This window comes from Geobacter sp. (assembly GCF_030834625.1).
Lineage (GTDB): Bacteria > Desulfobacterota > Desulfuromonadia > Geobacterales > Geobacteraceae > Geobacter.
The window spans coordinates 31945-49376 of sequence record NZ_JAUQXO010000021.1; the positions used below are offsets into that span (position 1 = coordinate 31945).

Consider the following 17432-nt stretch of genomic DNA (forward strand, 5'->3'; position numbering starts at 1 on the left):
GCCACCTTCGGACTACCGTCTCCCTACACGTTGAACCGGAAGTGCATGACATCGCCGTCCTGCACCACGTATTCCTTACCTTCGAGGCGCATGAGCCCCTTATCCTTTGCCCCAGCCTCGCCCCCCGCAGCAATGAAGTCGCGGTAAGCGATGACTTCCGCCCGGATAAACCCCTTCTCAAAATCGGAATGGATGACTCCCGCCGCCTGGGGAGCCTTGGTTCCAACGGGAATGGTCCAGGCCCGGACCTCTTTCTTGCCGGCGGTGAAATAGGTAACCAGGCCAAGGAGATCGTACCCCATTCGGATCAGGCGATCGAGTCCCGACTCGGCAAGTCCCATCTCGTCAAGAAACGCCTTTTTCTCGTCACCGTCGAGCTCGGCTATCTCCGCCTCGATCCTGCCGCAGATAACGACGATCCGGGCTCCTTCGCTCTCGGCCAACTCCCGCACCTTGGCCACAAAGGGATGCGCCCCCTCCAGGTCATCCTCGGCAACGTTGGCAACATAGAGAACCGGCTTATCGGTCAGCAGATGCAACTCCCGCATCCAGAGGCGCTCATCATCCCCAACCTCAACGTGTCGGGCGGGGATACCCTTCTCGAGAGCGTCCTTGATGCGGGCGTAGAAATCGCTTTCGTCTTTGATCTTCCTGTCGCCGCCCTTGGCCTGCTTCTCAACGCGTTGGAACTTTTTCTCGACGCTGTCCAGATCAGCCAGGGCCAGCTCAGTCTGAATGATCTCGATATCACGGATCGGGTCGACGCTTCCACTCACATGCACCACATTCTCGTCGTCAAAACAGCGCACAACGTGGACAATGGCATCCACGGACCGGATGTGGCCAAGGAACTGGTTACCAAGTCCCTCACCCTGACTGGCTCCCTTGACGAGGCCGGCGATGTCGACGAACTCAATGGTAGTGGGGAGGATACGCTCCGGATTGACAATGTCAGCCAGCCTGTCAAGCCTCTCGTCGGGGACCTGGACAATGCCGACGTTGGGGTCGATGGTACAAAAGGGATAGTTTGCCGACTCTGCCCCGGCCGAGGTCAGCGCATTAAAGATGGTGGACTTCCCCACGTTGGGGAGACCGACGATGCCGCAGTTGAAACCCATGATACGTTCTTCTTTCGCGTTGAGATGGCAGCTAAGCAGAAATCAGGCCGACAGGAAATCCCTGTTGTTGTAAAGGCTCATGGTTCGTGGAAGACCGCTCTTCACGAGCTCACCCAGGAGGTCGACAACGCCGTCCAGCAGAATGGGGAGACTGGCCATTTCCGTGGGAGGGAAGTTGGCGAGAACATAATCGGCGGCGTCACCATGGACCGGCCTGCCGACGCCAATCCGGACCCGCACGAATCCGCCACCACCGAGTTCCTGCATGAGGGAGCGGAGACCATTATGGCCGCCATGTCCCCCGCCCTCCTTGATTTTTACCCGACCAAAGGGGATATCAAGATCATCATGGATCACAATGAGGTCAGAGAGGGTAAGCTTGTGAAAACGGAGGGCCTCGGCCGCAGAACGCCCCGAAAGATTCATGAAGGTCTGGGGCTTGAGAAGCAATAGTCGGTCGCCGTGCCAGCCCCCCTCGCCGTAAAGGCCGGAAAAGCTCTTCTTGGCGACCGCAACCCCCATGACACGGGAAAGGCGGTCCAAAACCATGAAACCCGCGTTGTGGCGGGTCCATTGGTATTTCGGGCCGGGATTACCCAGCCCGATTATCAGTCGTGTGGCCATCGGTACAGGGCGTGCGAAAGAGACTACTCTTCCTCGGCTGCCACCGGCTCCTTGGCCTTGCCATGGATGCTGACGACAGATGTCTTCGGGTCGTCAAGCGCTTTGACGCCGGCGGGAAGGGCCAGGTCACCCACATGGATGGTGTGCCCGAGAGACAGTTCGGTAACGTCCACCTCCACTTGCCCGGGAATCTGCGCAGGGAGGCACTCCAGGTCGAGCGAATGCATAAGCACCTCGAGCATTCCCCCATCCTTGACACCGGCAGCGGTACCGACGACCGCTATCGGCACATGCACACGAACCTTCTCGTCCAGGTTGATCTGATGCAGGTCAACACTGATGTACTCACCCTTAAGGGCTGCCCGCTGAAGATCCGCAACGATTACCGTAGTGCCGTTGAGGCTCCCGCCCCCCTGAAGGGAGATCAGATTGTTGCGCCCCCCCTCACCGACAATGGCACCGGCAAGTTCTTTGGCATCCACGGACACGGCGAGCGGCTCGACGCCCTTACCGTAGACAACCCCGGGAACACGCCCTTGGGTACGAAGTTTCCGCGCCACACCCTTGCCTACTTTTTCTCTCAGTTCTATGCTAATCGTTTTCTGTTGCATGCTTTCCTCCGCTACCAGCGATTCAGATTCTATTCTACGGCGGGCAAAGCCCGCACGGAACTAAACAAAGAGAGAGCTCACCGACTCGTCGCCGTGAATGCGACGGATTGCCTCAGCCAATAGACTGGAGACGGTGAGTACCTTGATTTTACTGGTTTTCTCGGCCTTATCCCCAAGGGGTACGGTGTCGGTGATGACAACCGCCTCGATGTCGGAATCGTTGATCCGGTCGATGGCCGGTCCCGAGAGAACCCCATGGGTTGCACAGGCGTAGATGGCCTTCGCTCCGTGCTCTTTCAGGGCCCTGGCGGCTTGGGTCAGGGTTCCTGCGGTGTCGATCATGTCATCGAGAATGATGGCGGTCTTGTCCTTCACATCGCCGATCAGGTGCATGACTTCGGCCACATTGGGGCCCGTGCGGCGCTTGTCGATCACCGCCAGGGTACAGCCCAGCCGCTTGGCAAAGGCCCTGGCGCGCTCGGTACCACCGGCATCAGGAGAAACCATAACGATGTTGTTCTCAGGGAAACGCTGCTTGAGATTTTCCAGGATAACCGGCGCGGCATAGAGGTTGTCGACCGGGATATTGAAGAACCCCTGAATCTGGCCGGCATGGAGGTCGACAGTGACTACCCGGTCGGCGCCGGACGTCGTAATGATGTCAGCCACAAGTTTCGAAGTGATCGGGGTTCGGGGGGCCGCTTTGCGGTCCTGACGGGCATAGCCGTAGTAGGGGATCACGGCGGTTATAGTAGCTGCCGACGCCCGCTTAAGGGCGTCAATCATGATGAGGAGCTCCATCAGATTGTTGTTGGTAGGCGCACAGGTAGACTGAACCACGTAGATGTCGCGCCCGCGCACGTTCTCGGCAATCTCCACCATGATCTCGCCGTCGGAGAAATTCTTGACGTTGGCCTTGCCGAGGGGAAGCCCGAGATTCTCACAGATCTGCTCCGCAAGCGCACGATTGGAATTGCCGCTGAACACCTTGATCTTGTCGTTCATACGATGCCTTGCCCACCCGAAATGATGTCCCGCGGCAATCCGCAGGAAAGTGCTGAAGTAAATGGCTGGGGCGCCAGGATTCGAACCTGGGAGTGCCGGAATCAAAATCCGGTGCCTTACCGCTTGGCGACGCCCCAATGTGGTTTTATGGTGCTTACGTGAAGATTGGCCTACACCAGCGCCCGGACCGTCGTAACGAACCAGTCGACCGCCCTGGCCATGGAGCGGGCCGCCCGGCGAGCCTCCTCCTCAACCTCGAAGAGACCAAAGACCGTGGGACCACTGCCGGACATCAGAGCACCCGCAGCCCCCTCGGCGATCAGCCTCTCCTTGATCTCGCCGATGACCGGATACTTCCCGATGGTCACCGGTTCGAGGTCGTTGGAGAGAACGGCACAGACATCATCTACACCCTTGAAGAAGCGAGGAATAGTATCGCCATTCCACTCCCCTGTCAACCGCAAACTTTGGTACACCCAGGCAGTCGATACCGGGATGTTGGGGTTCACGATCACGAGCCAGAGGGGCGGAACGGACTCAATGACAGTGAGGATTTCGCCGATTCCCTCGGCCAGGGCGTTTTTCCCGAAGACAAAGAACGGCACGTCGGCGCCGAGCGTCACACCGATCTCCATGAGTCGCTCAGTGGAAAGGCCGAGCCCCAGGAGCTCGTTCACCCCCAGAAGAACCGTGGCAGCGTCGCTGCTCCCGCCACCAAGGCCGGCAGCCACGGGAATGTTCTTGGTGATGGCGATATCGATCCCCGCCTCCCTCCCTGAAAGGCTCAGGAGCGCGTTGGCGGCACGCCAGGCGATATTTTCCGGACCGTCGGGCACCCCGTCACGGCCGCAGGAGACCTGGATGCCTGGGATGTCGGAGAGGGTGATCGTGATCTCGTCGCAGAGATCGATCCGCTGCATGATCATCCGGAGGTCGTGGTAGCCATCGGGACGGCGGTGGAGCACGTCGAGCCGGTAGTTGACCTTGGCGGGCGCCTTGAGTGTCAGTGATTTCATGGAAATATCGCTTTCTGTGACAGGATGGAAAGGCTTCTTTCTAAACCAATACTGCCCGGCAAATCAAGGGATATCTCGTCACTCCACGGCCACGTCAGAGAGCGGCACGAACCGGAATCCCCGCCTGCGGAGTTCTGGGATGGCCGCCATGACCCCGGCGGCGGTGCCGGACTCGGGATGATTCATGTGGAGGAGAGCGATGTCGCCGGGCCGGGCCTTCAGGAGAGCATCGCGCACCTGCTGGGCCGAAAAGGTCGCCCCCGCGTCGCCGAGGAGGGAATAGCCAGCCACTCGCTGCCCAAGGGCAGCGGCGATCTCCACCGCCACCTCGTCGTAGTGGGCGGTGCCGGAGCGGTAGAAGGCGGGGCGCCTGCCAGTGACCTCCTCGATCCGTCGGGCGTTCAGTTCGATCTCGTCCACCACTTCGCCCACATCGCGGGATCCCTGTATGCCGTAGGCCTTCTGCCCCGAGACCGACGCAGGGCGGTGCCGGTGGCCGTGGTTGGCGATCTCGAAAAGGGGGTTCGATGCCAGACGGCGGAAAAGTTCCGGATTGGCCTCGATCCAGAGGCCGCTCACAAAGAGGGTGGCCGGAATCCTCTCCCGCTCCAGAAAGCCGATGAGGGTCGCGTCGAATCCTTTCCCCCGGGGGCTGCCGCAGGCGTCGAAGGTAAGGGCGATGGCCATGCCGCCACCGGCAAGACGGGTCTTGACCCCCGGCACCGTTTCGCCCCACTCCTTCGGCGTCCGGCCACCGAAGCGGGCCGCAAGCTGCTCGCGCAGGGCTGCATACTCCCCGGGGGGAGACTTCTGGAAGGGGGCGGGCGCCTCCGCGGCAGAGAGTGAAAACGGTGCGGCGATAACGCCTGCCCCAAGTACGGCTGCGGCTGCCGCCCACACTATCCGGTGCTTCATGGTGTCTCCCGTGTGCGGTTTTCAGCAATCCTAGCCCCGATTGTTCCCGATGAGAAGAAAAAAGCGGGCGCTCCCCGGAAGGGATGCCCGCCACAGAAACTCGGAGCACACGAGATCTTATCTTTTCGTAATGACGAGGCCGTCTCCGCCATGGGAGAGGTCAGCCCGGATGGTGTCCCCCTCCCCGAACTTCCCTTCGAGGAGCATGAGGGCCAGCGGGTCCTGGACCTTGCGCTGAATCGCCCGCTTAAGGGGGCGGGCTCCGTAAGCCGGATCGTACCCCTCCTGAGCCAGGTATTCCCGTGCCTTGTCCGTAATCTCCAGAGTGATGTGCCGCTCGGCGAGGCGTTTCTTCAGACCCTGGACCTGGATGTCGATGATCTGCTTGATACGCTCCAGCGGCAGCGCGTGGTAGATGACCACTTCGTCGATCCGGTTCAGGAACTCGGGCTTGAAGCTCTCCCGCAGGGTTTCGGTCACCATCTGCTTCATCCGGGCATAGTCACTGGCGCCGTACTGCTGAATCCACTGGGAGCCCAGGTTGCTGGTCATGATGATGACCGTGTTGCGGAAATCCACCGTCCGCCCTTGGCCGTCAGTGAGCCGGCCGTCGTCCAGGACCTGGAGGAGCACGTTGAACACCTCAGCGTGGGCCTTCTCAATCTCGTCGAACAGGACGATGGAGTAGGGCCGTCGCTTGACCGCCTCCGTGAGCTGCCCCCCCTCCTCGTACCCCACGTAGCCGGGGGGAGCGCCGATGAGCCGGGCCACGGTGTGCTTCTCCTGGTACTCGCTCATGTCGATGCGGACGATGGCCTGGTCGTCGTTGAAGAGGAACTCGGCCAGGGCCTTGGCGGTCTCGGTCTTCCCGACCCCGGTGGGGCCCAGGAAGAGGAAGGAGCCGATGGGGCGATTGGGGTCCGAGAGACCCGACCGGGCCCGGCGGATGGCGTTGGCCACCAGCACGAGGGCGTCGTCCTGGCCCACCACGCGGGTCTTGAGCCGATCCTCCATGTGCACGAGCTTGTCCGCCTCCCCCTCCAGCATCCGGGAGACCGGGATGCCGGTCCACTTGGAAACGATTTCGGCCACCAGTTCCCCGTCCACCTCTTCGGGGAGCATCTTCCCTTCCTTCTGGAGCGCCTCTAGTTGCCGCTTCTTCTCCTCCATCTCCTTCTCGATGGCGGGAATCTCGCCGTAGCGGATCTCGGCGGTGCGGGCCAGGTTCCCCTCCCGTTCGGTCTTCTTCGCCTGCTCCTTTTTCTCCTCAAGCTGCTGCTTCAGCTCACTGAGTCCCGTGATGCTTTCTTTCTCCCGCCGCCAGTGGACCTTCAGCTCCGCCGCCTGGGTTTGGAGCCCATTCAGCTCGTCCGTCAGCTTCTGGAGACGCTCCAGGGCGTGGGGGTCCTGCTCCCGGAGCAGGGCCTGCTTCTCGATCTCCAGCTGGATGATCTTCCGCTCCACCTCGTCGATCTCCATGGGCATGGAGTCGATCTCGATCCGCAGCCGCGAGGCAGCCTCGTCGATGAGGTCGATGGCCTTGTCGGGAAGGAAGCGGTCGGTGATGTAGCGGTCCGAAAGCGTCGCGGCGGCGATGATGGCGCTGTCCTTGATCCGGATGCCGTGGTAGGTCTCGTACTTCTCCTTGAGCCCCCGGAGGATGGCGATGGTGTCCTCCACGCTCGGCTCGCCGGTGTAGACCTGCTGGAAGCGCCGCTCCAGGGCCGCGTCCTTCTCGATGTACTTGCGGTACTCGTTGAGGGTCGTGGCGCCGATGCAGTGGAGCTCCCCCCGGGCCAGGGCCGGCTTCAGCATATTGGAGGCGTCCATGGCCCCCTCGGCGGCCCCGGCCCCCACCAGGGTGTGGAGCTCGTCGATGAAGAGGATCACCTTCCCCTCGGACTTGGCCACCTCCTTGATGACCGCCTTGAGGCGCTCCTCGAACTCACCCCGGTACTTGGCGCCGGCGATGAGCGCACCCATGTCGAGGGCCACGAGCCGCTTCTCCTTCAGGGTTTCGGGGACGTCACCGGAGACAATCCGCTGGGCGAGACCCTCCACGATGGCGGTCTTCCCCACCCCCGGCTCGCCGATGAGGACCGGGTTGTTCTTGGTGCGCCGCGACAGGACCTGGAGCACCCGCCGGATCTCGTCGTCGCGGCCGATGACCGGATCAAGCTTCCCCTGGCGGGCGAGGTCGGTCAGGTCCCGGGCATACTTGGTCAGAGCCTGGTACTTGTCCTCGGGGCTCTGGTCGGTAACCCGCTCCCCGCCCCGGATCTCCACCAGGGCAGCCAGTACGTTCTCCCGGGTGGCGCCGGCATCGAGAAGCGCCCGGGTAGCCGCGCACTGTTTTTCGGCGAAAAAGCCCAGGAGGAGATGCTCGGTGGAGACGAACTCGTCCTTCATGGCGTCGGCTTCCCGCTGGGCTCCGTCGAGAATCCGGTTCAGGGTGGGGGAGAGGTAGGCCTGGGCCATGGCGCCGCTCACCTGGGGGAGCTTCTTCACCAGCGCGTCGACCGCGCTCCGCAGGGATGCCGGCGCAGCCCCCACCTTCTGGAGGATCGGGGCCACGAGCCCCCCCTCCTGTTCCAGGAGCGAGGCCAGGAGATGCTCCGGCTCGATGGCGCCGTTTCCCTGCCGAGCGGCCAGTTGCTGGGCGCCGGCCAGGACCTCCTGGGTCTTTATGGTCATCTTTTCGGGTCTGATCATGGGGCGTTCTCCTTTCGTGTTACAAGGAAAACATAGGCACACCGGGGGGGGAAGTCAAGGAAGGGGAAAATGAATTGTGAAGGATGTCAGGGGGAGGAAAGGAGGTCCAGCTCCATCTGCTTCCAGTTCTCCCGCTTGATCTTCGGGCCGGGATAGTAGCGGGGGCAGGAGGAGATGACGGCTGCGGCCATCTGCTTGCAGTGGCGGCGGCAGGAGAGACAGAGTTTGTTCACATCGTTGTTTCGCTTCATGGGCACCTCAAAACGTATCCCATGGTAGCAGAAAGTGGGGCAAAAAGAAAAGGCGGCGTTTCCGCCGCCTGTTCCGCTGCCATCAGGCGATCTTCCGGGTCCAGCCGAAGGTGTCGGGAACCCGGCCGGTCTGGATGCCGGTGAGGGTATCGTAGAGCTGGCGGGTGATAGGTCCCACGCCGCCGTTCCCCACCGTGTACTCCTCCCCCTTGTAGGCGAGGACGCCGACCGGGCTGATGACCGCGGCAGTGCCGCTGCCGAAGGCCTCGGTCACCTTGCCCGCCTTGATGTCGGCCATCAGCTCGTTCACGTCGATCAGCCGCTCCTCGATGGTGTAGCCAAGACTCGCGGCCAGCTTCAGGGTGGAGTCGCGGGTGACGCCGTTCAGGATGGTGCCGGTGAGGGGGGAGGTGACAATGGTCTTGCCGTAGGCGAAGAGCATGTTCATGGCCCCCACCTCCTCGATGTAGCGGCGCTGGACCCCATCGAGCCAGAGGACCTGGTCGTACCCCTTCTTCTTCGCCTCAAGGCCGGCCTTGAGGGAGCCCGCGTAGTTGCCGCCGGTCTTGACCTCGCCGGTCCCTCCGGGGACGGCACGGACATAGCGGTCCTCCACCATGATCTTGATGGGGTTGAACCCGGCGGCGTAGTAGGCCCCCACCGGCGAGAGGATCACGTAAAAGTAGTAGTGGTCCGCGGGCTTTACCCCCAGGGCCGGCTCCACCCCGATCAGGGTTGGGCGGATGTAGAGGGAGGTCCCCTCCGACGTGGGAATCCAGTCGCGCTCCAGGGAAACAAGCTTCTCGATACCGGCGATGAAGAGCTCCTCGGGCACTTCGGGCATGCAGAGCCGGTCGGCGGAGTGGTTGAACCGCCGGGCGTTCATCTCGGGCCGGAAGAGGGTAATGGTGCCGTCGGCCCACTTGTAGGCCTTGAGCCCCTCGAAGATCTCCTGGGCATAGTGAAGAACAGAGCAGGCCGGGTCCAGGGAAAAGGGGCCATAGGGTTCGATGCGGGCATCGACCCACCCCTGGCCCATTTTCCACTCGACCATGAACATCCGGTCGGTGAAGAGCTTGCCGAAACCGAGCTGGGATTCATCGGTGTACTTGGGCTTTTTCCGGTCCTCCGGGAGCGGCACGATTCTGATCTCCATCTGCTGGAACCTCCATTGATTCGGCGCAGTGCGTCGTGATAGGAAACTCATTACGGTTTATCACAGGAATACAGGAGGGGGCAAGGGGTTTTGCCCGGCATGGGCTGCGGACAGTAGTCAATCCAACCCCTTGATTTTTCGTTTTCCACTTGCTATGCTTATTAGCACTCAGGCAAACCGAGTGCTAATCCACTACCAACATTTGCGACAGGAGGACACGATTCATGACCATGAATCTCCCCGTTGTTGCCGACAGCCTCACCCTCTACCTGGCGGAAATCAGGAAATTCCCCGTCCTCACCCCCGAGGAGGAGCGCCTCTACGCCGTAAAGTTCTTTGAAGAAAAGGACCTGGAGGCCGCCCACCGCCTCATCACCGCCAACCTCCGTTTCGTCGTAAAGATCGCCGGCGAATACAAGTCCTACGGCATGAAGATGCTCGACCTGATCCAGGAGGGAAACATCGGGCTCATGATGGCGGTCCGCAAATTCGACCCCCACAAGGGTATCCGCCTCATCTCCTACGCGGTCTGGTGGATCAGGGCCTACATCCAGAACTACATCATCTCCGCCTGGAGCCTCCTGAAGATCGGCACCACCCAGGCCCAGAAGAAGCTTTTCTTCAAACTGAACCAGGCCAAGAACGCCATCCGCCGCCTGACCGGGGGCGACGATGCGGAAGCCACCGCCCTCTCCCTCGATGTGAAGGAGTCGGAGGTGCTCGAGATGGACCAGCGGATGCGGGGCGACTACTCCCTGGACGCCGAATTGGTGGCCGGAGAGGGGCTCACCATGCTGGAAACCCTTGCCGACGAGCGCCAGAACCAGGAGGAGGCCCTGGCGGAGCAGCAGGAGGCGTCCCTTCTCCACGGCCAGGTGGCCCAGGCCATGGAGCGTCTCAACGAGAAGGAGCGCTACGTGATCGAGACGCGGGTAACGGCCGATGAACCGCTCACCCTCCAGGAGATCGCCGACCACTTCTCTATCTCCCGGGAGCGGGTCCGCCAGATCGAAGAAGGTGCCCTGAAGAAAATCAAGGCGTATCTGGCTCCCATAACCGTGTAACCCTGCTGCCCATAAGCCCTTTTAGCGAAACCTGAAGCCCCGCCTTGACGAGACGGGGCTTTTTTAGTATTACCGTCAAGAAACTATCCTTGGTGTCGGGAGAAAACCCACATGTTCACCGCAGAACAATCCGAACGCTACGCGCGGCACATCATACTGGAAAATGTCGGCGAGGCGGGGCAGGAGCGACTCCTGGCGGGGAAGGTCATGGTCATCGGCGCCGGCGGCCTCGGCTCCCCCATCGCCCTCTACCTGGCGGCCGCAGGCGTCGGCACTATCGGCATCGCCGATTCGGACCGGGTGGAACTCTCGAACCTCCAGCGCCAGATTGCCCACTACACCGCCGACCTGGGCCGGCCAAAGGTTGTCTCTGCCCAGGAAAAGATGGCGGCCATGAATCCCGACGTGACCGTCATTCCCTTCGAGACGCGGATCGAGGCATCGAACATCGCGGACATCATCGCCGACTTCGACTTCGTCATCGACGCCACCGACAACTTCGCCGCCAAGTTCCTCATCAACGACGCCTGCGTCGCCGCCGGCAAGCCGTTCTCCCACGGCGGCATCCTCCGCTTCGACGGGCAGACCATGACCGTCCTGCCGGGGAAATCCCCCTGCTACCGCTGCATCTTCCCCGAGCCGCCGGAGAGCGACGAGGTGGCCACGGCCTGCTCGCGGGCCGGTGTCATGGGGGTTCTCCCCGGCGTCATCGGCACCATCCAGGCCACCGAGGCAATCAAATACCTCCTCGGCATCGGCGAACTCCTCACGGGACGCCTTCTCACCTACGGCGCCCTGGCGCTGAAATTCCGCGAAATCCCCATCAAGAAAAAGGCCTCCTGCCCCGCCTGCGGCTAGCCGCAGGCGCCCCCCTCCAAGCCCTGCCCCTTCAAACTTGCCAATCCATGGTACACTGTCACCATAGGTATGGCCGTGCGACATCTTCCGCAGAATGTTTATCCTTAAACAAATACGAAGACTTGTGCATTCCCTAAAACCACACAAACAAGCTCAACAATGCATCGATTTTATTTCTTGACAAAAATAATGAAATACACAAAAATCCAACCATACTTTTAGCATCAACAAACTAAAAAATCCCTCGTAAGTATAACTAACAACCGCAGGTACAGACAATCGGGAGCTCACCAATGGTGGTAGACGATACAAAACTCCAGAAACTCCTGAGTGATCCTGCCAAACCCTTAACCCCCAAGGATCTGCGGCGCGACGGGAATGTCTTTATGGTTGGGGGAGAGCTCCCTGCCCAGGAGACCCTGGAAACTCTCTTCGACAGCCACTGCCTTGCCCCGGCCGAACTTTTCCATCTCAGCTTCGGCGCCCCGGACACTTTCTCCAACGGTGAAACCCTGGCGCGGCTCATCAAGAGGAATTTCAGCGCCCATATCCTGGGAAAGATGGACTACCCTGCTTCCGCGCCAATCCTGGAACGGGTATATGCTGCCGGCGTTGACATCATCGATATCCCCCTGACCTCTTTCGACCGAACGGATCGGGAGAGCCGTCTCGCTTCGCTGCAGAGCGCGCAGGCGATCTTCCCGCGCTGGACGGTGGTTTCCACCCTTGTACTGGGGGAAGAGCCCCTTGAGGCTACCCTCACGGAGATCGGCCACCTTCTCGCCCGCGGCATCGTTCCGCTGCTGCATCTCCCATCACAGACAAACCGCTGCGGAATTGAAGATGCGACGGCAGCCTACACGAAGCTGGCAACGGAGTGGCGCACATTCAAGGTAACCGTCGCCCCGCTCCTGCCGTTCATTGCCCTCACAACACCCTTCGTACAGCCAAAGCAGGGGGGTGCTTTGCGGGGCTTCATGGACCGGATGCGCGACCGGCGGCTCCTGGCCGCGTCTGACTTCCGCCGCGCCCTGCGGGTGCGTCAGGTGGAAGAATCGTTCGAATCGGCGGGACTCTGATGGACCAGACACTCTTCGACAAACCGCTGAAGATTGACCGGCGCCCCCTCTGGCTGATCCTCGCGGACCGGACCGTCCGCTACCAGGTTCTGGCAGGGCTTCTTATTGTTGGTGCGGTGCTCTTCAACCTCAATCCACCGCAAGGACTCACGCTTCAGGGATACCACGCCCTGGTCCTGTTCGGCGCCACCATCTTCCTCTGGGTGACGGGGCTTCTCCCCATGGCCGTGACGTCGCTCCTGGCCATGGCAATGCTGCCGCTTCTCGGGATCATGGAGGCGAAGAAGACCTATGCCCTCTTCGGGAACGAGTCGGTATTCTTCATCCTGGGCGCCTTTATCATCGCGGCGGCCATGACCGGGTCGGGGCTCTCTGCCCGCCTCGCCCGGGGGATGCTGGCCACCTTCGGCAGGACCCCGAAGCGGCTTGCTCTCACGGTCTACCTCCTGAGCGCGATTCTCTCCTTCTGCATGAGCGAGCATGCGGTGGCAGCGATGATGTTTCCCATCGTGGCCGAGATCGCCGGGAGCCTGGGGCTTGGCCGGAACCGGAGCTACGGAAAGCTCCTCTTCATGGGGATCGGCTGGGGGTGCGTGATCGGGGGGATCGCCACCTTCCTGGGCGGTGCACGGGCGCCCCTGGCGGTGGGGATGCTCCGGGAGAACACCGGCCTCGACTTCTCCTTCGCCGAGTGGACCCTCGCCGCCCTGCCGCTGGTGCTCCCCCTTCTCGTGGTCGGGTTCATCCTCCTTCTGAGGATTTTCCCCCAGGATATCGACAGCGTGGAGGACGGCATCAGATTCCTGAACCGCAAGCGGCTTGAAGCGGGACGGATGGGCTACGGCGAAATGGTGGTGGCGGTGGTGACGGTTCTCACCATTCTCGGCTGGGCTTTCTTCGGCAAAAAGTTGGGACTCGCCCCCATCGCCATCCTGGGTACAGCGGTCCTTTTCGCCTGCCGCGTCGTTTCGTGGGAGACCATCGAGGAATACGTCAACTGGGGAGTGATCCTCATGTACGGCGGGGCCATCGCCCTGGCAACGGCCCTGGAAAAGACGGGCGCGGCGGCCTGGCTCGCCCAGAAGGGGCTTGCCGGTCTCACCGATTCACCGTTCATCCTCATCGCCGTCATCTCCCTGATCTCGATCCTCCTCACGGAATGCATCAGCAACGCGGCGGTCATCGCCATCCTCTTCCCCATCGGCATAAGTCTCGCCAAGTCCATGGGGATCGATCCCCGGGTGATGACCTTGGCGATAACGCTTCCGGCAGGCCTTGCCTACTGCCTCCCCATGGGGACGCCGGCAAGCGCCATTGTCTTCTCCTCGGGCTTCCTGAAGAGCCGGGAGATGATCGTGCCAGGGAGCATCATCATGGCCATTTCGTGGCTCCTCTTCCTGGCATCGGCCCGGTTCGTCTGGCCCCTGCTCGGATTCACCATCTAACGAAACAGAGGAAGGACCCATGAGCGAACATCCCTCCAAACAGCTTCCCTCGATCCCAGCCGATGCCTCCCCACAGGAAATCCTGCGGATCGGCATGAACGTAGCCGATGGCCCGGTCAAGCTCGCCTGTTCCTTCTCGGTGGAGGACGTGGTCATCATCGACATGATCGCCGAACTGAGGCTCGACATCGGCATCTTCGCCCTCGACACGGGCAGGCTTCACGAGGAAACCTACGAAGTGGCCGACGCCCTCGCCGAACGCTACCGGATCGCCATCGAGTGGTTCTTCCCCCGCCAGGAGGCAGTGGAAAAGCTCCTCCGGGAGAAAGGGACCTTTTCCTTCCGGGAGTCCCTGGAGAACCGTCACGAGTGCTGCCACATCCGCAAGGTGGAGCCCCTCGGCCGGGCGCTGAAAGGGCTCGCCGGCTGGGTCACGGGACTGCGCCGGGAGCAGAGTGTGACCCGCACCGGCCTCGCCCCCATCGAAATCGACGAGGCCAATGGCGGCATACTGAAAATCAACCCGCTTCTGGAGTGGACCGAGGCCCAGGTCTGGGAGTACGCGGAAGCTCGCCGGATTCCGGTGAACCGGCTCCACAAGCAGGGGTATCCTTCCATCGGCTGCGCCCCCTGCACCCGCCCCGTGGCCCCGGGGGAGCATCCCCGGGCCGGCCGCTGGTGGTGGGAGAACCCCGAGCACAAGGAATGCGGCCTGCACCGGAGATGAGGAACAAGGAGCTACAGAAATGAACGACAATCTTACCCACCTGCAGCAGCTCGAAGCCGAAAGCATCCACATCATCCGCGAGGTGGTGGCCGAATTTGCCAACCCGGTAATGCTCTACTCCATCGGCAAGGATTCGGCGGTCATGCTGCACCTGGCACGCAAGGCCTTTTACCCGGCGCCGCCACCGTTTCCCCTGATGCACGTGGATACCACCTGGAAATTCCGCGAGATGATCCAGTTCCGCGACCGGATGGCGGCCGAATGCGGCTTCGACCTCATCGTCCATGTGAACGAGGAGGGGGTGAGGCAGGGGGTTTCCCCGTTCACCCACGGCTCGGCCCTCTACACCGACATCATGAAGACCGAGGGGCTGAAGCAGGCCCTGGACAAGTACCGGTTCGACGCCGCCTTCGGCGGTGCCCGCCGGGACGAGGAAAAGTCACGGGCCAAGGAGCGGATATTCTCCTTCCGCAGCGCCAACCACCGCTGGGATCCCAAGAACCAGCGCCCGGAGCTCTGGAATATCTACAACACCCGCATCAAGCCGGGGGAGAGCATCCGGGTCTTCCCGCTCTCCAACTGGACCGAGCTGGACGTCTGGCAGTACATCCACCTGGAAAATATTCCGATCGTGCCGCTCTACTATGCCGCCGTCCGGCCGGTGGTTGAACGGGACGGCATGCTGATCATGGTGGACGACGACCGACTGGACATCAAGCCGGACGAAACGGTCCAATACAAGTCGGTTCGGTTCCGCACCCTCGGGTGCTACCCCCTCACCGGAGCGGTGGAGTCGACGGCCGACACCCTCCCCAAAATCATCCAGGAGATGCTCCTGACCCGCACCTCCGAGCGCCAGGGTCGACTCATCGACCACGACCAGGCGGGATCCATGGAGAAGAAAAAGCAGGAGGGGTACTTCTGATGGCACACCAATCTGAACTGATCGAAAAGGATATCCTCGCCTACCTCAAGAGCCAGGAGGAAAAGTCGCTGCTCCGCTTCATCACCTGCGGCAGCGTCGATGACGGCAAGAGTACCCTCATCGGGCGGCTTCTCTGGGACTCCAAGATGATCTTCGAGGACCAGTTGGCGACCCTGGAGGCGGACAGCAGGAAGGTCGGCACCCAGGGAGGCGCCATCGACTACGCTCTGCTGCTGGACGGACTGCAGGCGGAGAGGGAGCAGGGGATCACCATCGACGTGGCCTACCGCTTCTTCTCCACCGACCGGCGCAAGTTTATCGTCGCCGACACCCCCGGCCACGAGCAGTACACCCGCAACATGGTCACCGGCGCCTCCACCGCCCAGGTGGCGGTGATACTCGTGGACGCCCGCAAGGGGCTCCTGACCCAGACGCGGCGCCACAGCTACCTGGTCTCCCTCGTGGGGATCCGCCACGTGGTCCTGGCAGTGAACAAGATGGACCTCATCGACTTCGACAAGGGACGATTCGCCTCCATCGTGCGCGACTACGAGGAGTTTGCGGCTCCCCTCGGGTTCGCCTCCATCACCGCCATCCCCATCTCGGCCCTGAACGGCGACAACATCATCGAGGCGAGCAGCAGCACCCCCTGGTACCAGGGCCTCACCCTCATGAGCTACCTGGAGACCGTGCAGGTCGCCGAGGATCGCGCGACTGAGCCGTTCCGGCTGCCGGTTCAGTGGGTGAACCGTCCCCACCTCGATTTCCGAGGCTTCTGCGGTACCATCGCCGCAGGTACCGTCCGACCGGGGGATGAGGTGCGGGTCGCCGCATCCGGTCGCACCAGCCGGGTGGCACGGATCGTCACCATGGGGGGCGACCTGCCGGAGGCGGTGGCCGACCAGGCGGTGACCCTGACCCTCACCGACGAGATCGACATAAGCCGTGGCGACATGCTGACATCAACCGATGCGCCGCCGCGTCTCTCCCGGCACCCGGAGACCCACCTGGTCTGGCTCCATGACACCCCCCTGGTACCAGGGCAGGTATACCTCGTTAAAACCGCCACAGCCGTGACCCCCGGCCGGGTCACCCGTGTCCAGTACGCGGTGGACGTCAACACACTGGAACAGAGACAGGTGCCGACGCTGGAGCTCAACGGCATCGGTGTGGTCCGCCTAGAACTGGACCGCGCGGTGGCATTCGATCCCTACCGCCAAAACCGTGAAACCGGCAGTTTTATCCTCATCGACCGGTTCAGCAATGCTACTGTGGCTGCAGGCATGGTGATCGCCGCCGCCCCCCTTGAGTTGCCGGAGGCTCAACTGGCGGAAGCGGGTACCGATGAAGGCGCATTCCTCCCCCGGCGATTCATCCTGAGCGAAGGTTCCGTCAGTGGCACGGACATGGGGGTTGCTGACCTGACACGGGAATGGGGGCCGATCGAGTTTGAGGTTTCTCCGAGCTTCCTCGACCACCTCGGCAAGGGGAACCGCGTCCTCTTCAGACTTCGGGACGTGGGGCAGCTGGCACCGGTTGCCCAGATGGCCTACAAGCACAACCTCGTCTTCGAGTTCGGCCGGGACCGCGATCGAGTCAATGTTATTCTTTTCAAGAGTGGGCCGGAGCCGCACTCCCAGAATTTCGAGCAAGGCGGGATCTAGCACGCCTTAGTCCTAAAAAAGGTGGTCCCATCAATGGGACCACCTTTTTTTGCATCCAGTCTTTCGCTGAGATTGGAGAATAGCGCGAGAGTCTGCCCGTAAAAGAGGTAGTGACGCACAAAAAGCCCCGCACTCATTTAAGAGAGCGGGGCTTTTTGTAATAAAATCCCGGCGGCGACCTACTTTCCCACACAGCTACCCGTGCAGTATCATCGGCCCAGAGGGGCTTAACTTCCGTGTTCGGGATGGGAACGGGTGTGAC

16 protein-coding genes, 1 tRNA gene and 1 rRNA gene are annotated in these 17432 nt (G+C 61.8%); 7 read left to right on the plus strand and 11 right to left on the minus strand.

Annotated elements, in window-relative coordinates:
• Positions 1–23: 23 nt before the first annotated feature.
• The 10 genes from ychF to RCH91_RS05475 form a co-directional block, all read right to left on the minus strand.
• The gene (gene ychF / locus RCH91_RS05430; RefSeq protein ID WP_306533581.1) at positions 24–1118 is read right to left on the minus strand and encodes a redox-regulated ATPase YchF; all 1095 of its coding nucleotides are present in this window, start codon (positions 1116–1118) and stop codon (positions 24–26) included.
• Positions 1119–1160: 42 nt separating this feature from the next.
• Positions 1161–1742, minus strand: a complete 582-nt coding sequence (gene pth, locus RCH91_RS05435; protein ID WP_306533583.1) for an aminoacyl-tRNA hydrolase — start codon at positions 1740–1742, stop codon at positions 1161–1163.
• A gap of 23 nt (positions 1743–1765) precedes the next feature.
• Positions 1766–2353: a 50S ribosomal protein L25 gene (locus tag RCH91_RS05440; RefSeq protein ID WP_306533585.1), complete on the minus strand. Its 588-nt coding sequence runs from the start codon at positions 2351–2353 to the stop codon at positions 1766–1768.
• Positions 2354–2413: 60 nt separating this feature from the next.
• On the minus strand, positions 2414–3358 hold the full coding sequence (locus RCH91_RS05445; protein ID WP_306533586.1) for a ribose-phosphate pyrophosphokinase: 945 nt from the start codon (positions 3356–3358) through the stop codon (positions 2414–2416).
• A gap of 62 nt (positions 3359–3420) precedes the next feature.
• Positions 3421–3495, minus strand: a tRNA-Gln gene (locus RCH91_RS05450).
• A 33-nt stretch (positions 3496–3528) separates the two neighbouring features.
• Positions 3529–4374 (minus strand): 4-(cytidine 5'-diphospho)-2-C-methyl-D-erythritol kinase, encoded by an 846-nt coding sequence (ispE, locus tag RCH91_RS05455; RefSeq protein WP_306533587.1) that lies wholly within the window; start codon positions 4372–4374, stop codon positions 3529–3531.
• A gap of 78 nt (positions 4375–4452) precedes the next feature.
• Positions 4453–5289, minus strand: coding sequence for a polysaccharide deacetylase family protein (locus tag RCH91_RS05460; protein WP_306533589.1), 837 nt, complete (start codon positions 5287–5289; stop codon positions 4453–4455).
• Positions 5290–5406: 117 nt separating this feature from the next.
• Entirely contained in the window at positions 5407–8001 is a 2595-nt protein-coding gene (gene clpB / locus RCH91_RS05465; RefSeq protein ID WP_306533590.1) for an ATP-dependent chaperone ClpB, read from the minus strand.
• A gap of 86 nt (positions 8002–8087) precedes the next feature.
• Positions 8088–8252, minus strand: a complete 165-nt coding sequence (locus RCH91_RS05470) for a hypothetical protein (protein ID WP_306533592.1) — start codon at positions 8250–8252, stop codon at positions 8088–8090.
• Between the two features lie 82 nt (positions 8253–8334).
• Positions 8335–9408, minus strand: a complete 1074-nt coding sequence (locus RCH91_RS05475) for a branched-chain amino acid aminotransferase (RefSeq protein WP_306533593.1) — start codon at positions 9406–9408, stop codon at positions 8335–8337.
• 224 nt (positions 9409–9632) lie between these two features.
• Here RCH91_RS05475 and rpoH point away from each other — a divergent pair, with 224 nt between their 5' ends.
• The 7 genes from rpoH (at position 9633) to cysN (ending at position 17170) form a co-directional block, all read left to right on the plus strand.
• Positions 9633–10472 (plus strand): RNA polymerase sigma factor RpoH, encoded by an 840-nt coding sequence (rpoH, locus tag RCH91_RS05480; RefSeq protein ID WP_306533594.1) that lies wholly within the window; start codon positions 9633–9635, stop codon positions 10470–10472.
• Between the two features lie 111 nt (positions 10473–10583).
• The gene (locus RCH91_RS05485) at positions 10584–11330 is read left to right on the plus strand and encodes a molybdopterin-synthase adenylyltransferase MoeB (RefSeq protein ID WP_306533595.1); all 747 of its coding nucleotides are present in this window, start codon (positions 10584–10586) and stop codon (positions 11328–11330) included.
• Between the two features lie 293 nt (positions 11331–11623).
• A complete protein-coding gene (locus RCH91_RS05490) occupies positions 11624–12409 on the plus strand; it encodes a hypothetical protein (RefSeq protein WP_306533596.1) in 786 nt (261 codons plus the stop codon).
• Complete coding sequence (locus RCH91_RS05495; RefSeq protein WP_306533597.1) at positions 12409–13854, plus strand: DASS family sodium-coupled anion symporter; 1446 nt, start codon at positions 12409–12411, stop codon at positions 13852–13854. The genes RCH91_RS05490 and RCH91_RS05495 overlap by 1 nt, the downstream gene beginning before the upstream one ends.
• Positions 13855–13873: 19 nt before the next feature.
• A complete protein-coding gene (locus RCH91_RS05500) occupies positions 13874–14581 on the plus strand; it encodes a phosphoadenylyl-sulfate reductase (RefSeq protein WP_306533598.1) in 708 nt (235 codons plus the stop codon).
• Positions 14514–15506 carry a sulfate adenylyltransferase subunit CysD gene (gene cysD / locus RCH91_RS05505; RefSeq protein ID WP_306533601.1) on the plus strand — a complete coding sequence of 331 codons (993 nt, stop codon included), beginning with the start codon at positions 14514–14516 and terminating at the stop codon, positions 15504–15506. Before RCH91_RS05500 ends, cysD begins: the two co-directional genes overlap by 68 nt.
• Positions 15506–17170, plus strand: coding sequence for a sulfate adenylyltransferase subunit CysN (gene cysN, locus RCH91_RS05510; RefSeq protein WP_306533600.1), 1665 nt, complete (start codon positions 15506–15508; stop codon positions 17168–17170). The genes cysD and cysN overlap by 1 nt, the downstream gene beginning before the upstream one ends.
• A gap of 166 nt (positions 17171–17336) precedes the next feature.
• On the opposite strand, the gene rrf is transcribed toward cysN, so the two are convergent.
• Positions 17337–17432, minus strand: a 5S ribosomal RNA gene (gene rrf / locus RCH91_RS05515); the annotation flags it as partial.

Coding starts and splice junctions, on each gene's coding strand:
- RCH91_RS05445 (WP_306533586.1), bottom strand. CDS start 3,358: ATGAACGACAAGATCAAGGTGTTCAGCGGCAATTCCAATCGTGCGCTT.
- RCH91_RS05495 (WP_306533597.1), top strand. CDS start 12,409: ATGGACCAGACACTCTTCGACAAACCGCTGAAGATTGACCGGCGCCCC.
- RCH91_RS05490 (WP_306533596.1), top strand. CDS start 11,624: ATGGTGGTAGACGATACAAAACTCCAGAAACTCCTGAGTGATCCTGCC.
- ychF (WP_306533581.1), bottom strand. CDS start 1,118: ATGGGTTTCAACTGCGGCATCGTCGGTCTCCCCAACGTGGGGAAGTCC.
- RCH91_RS05460 (WP_306533589.1), bottom strand. CDS start 5,289: ATGAAGCACCGGATAGTGTGGGCGGCAGCCGCAGCCGTACTTGGGGCA.
- RCH91_RS05470 (WP_306533592.1), bottom strand. CDS start 8,252: ATGAAGCGAAACAACGATGTGAACAAACTCTGTCTCTCCTGCCGCCGC.
- rpoH (WP_306533594.1), top strand. CDS start 9,633: ATGACCATGAATCTCCCCGTTGTTGCCGACAGCCTCACCCTCTACCTG.
- ispE (WP_306533587.1), bottom strand. CDS start 4,374: ATGAAATCACTGACACTCAAGGCGCCCGCCAAGGTCAACTACCGGCTC.
- RCH91_RS05475 (WP_306533593.1), bottom strand. CDS start 9,408: ATGGAGATCAGAATCGTGCCGCTCCCGGAGGACCGGAAAAAGCCCAAG.
- pth (WP_306533583.1), bottom strand. CDS start 1,742: ATGGCCACACGACTGATAATCGGGCTGGGTAATCCCGGCCCGAAATAC.
- clpB (WP_306533590.1), bottom strand. CDS start 8,001: ATGATCAGACCCGAAAAGATGACCATAAAGACCCAGGAGGTCCTGGCC.
- cysN (WP_306533600.1), top strand. CDS start 15,506: ATGGCACACCAATCTGAACTGATCGAAAAGGATATCCTCGCCTACCTC.
- RCH91_RS05485 (WP_306533595.1), top strand. CDS start 10,584: ATGTTCACCGCAGAACAATCCGAACGCTACGCGCGGCACATCATACTG.
- RCH91_RS05440 (WP_306533585.1), bottom strand. CDS start 2,353: ATGCAACAGAAAACGATTAGCATAGAACTGAGAGAAAAAGTAGGCAAG.
- RCH91_RS05500 (WP_306533598.1), top strand. CDS start 13,874: ATGAGCGAACATCCCTCCAAACAGCTTCCCTCGATCCCAGCCGATGCC.